Below are 587 nucleotides of genomic sequence, written 5' to 3'. Positions count from 1 at the left end.
CGGATGTGGCTGGTGAGGCGGGACGCGGTGACGTGTTGCTCCCGAGTCAGCTGTCGGAGGATGACGTGTTGGCCCGGTTCGGGTGGCTGGGCAGTGTGAATCCGGGTCGTGGTGACGACCCGGACAGTCCGGATTCGCGGTGGCGGGATTCGGCCACGAACTGTGTGTTGGCGGCGATCGGTACTGACATGTCGTTGGCGGGCGGGGTGGGTTGGCAGGTGCCGCCGGAGGTGCCGTCGCCGGTGGTGTGGTTGCAGCGGTACGCGGGTCGGCGTTGGTGGAGGTGGCTGACTACGGCGCGGTGGTGGAGGTGATGGCGGCGGCGGAGCCCGGTGCCCGGGGTGTGCTGATGATGACCGGTGAGGGCGGCGGGATTTCCCATGCCGTCAACGTGGTGCGCACCGATGACGGGAGGGTGGTGTTCCTCGACGGTCAGCGGGGTGGGCTGGGTCGGGGGCCGGTCGAGCCTGGCCGGTTGCGGTTCGTGGCGACCACCGACGGCGTGGGCACCCCACGCCCGCCGGCGAGGGTGGCAGACGACAAGACCACCACCCTTCCGGAGCATGAGGACCTGGCCGGGATGGACG

1 protein-coding gene is annotated in these 587 nt (G+C 70.2%); it reads left to right on the top strand.

Annotated elements, in window-relative coordinates; all coding sequences use genetic code 11:
* Positions 1-277: 277 nt before the first annotated feature.
* The coding region (locus tag C5N14_RS31485; RefSeq protein WP_243640297.1) for a toxin glutamine deamidase domain-containing protein at positions 278-587 on the top strand (310 nt) is incomplete at its 3' end.

This window comes from Micromonospora sp. MW-13 (assembly GCF_003434305.1).
Classification (GTDB): domain Bacteria; phylum Actinomycetota; class Actinomycetes; order Mycobacteriales; family Micromonosporaceae; genus Micromonospora.
This window is presented reverse-complemented; position numbering and strand designations above follow the sequence as displayed.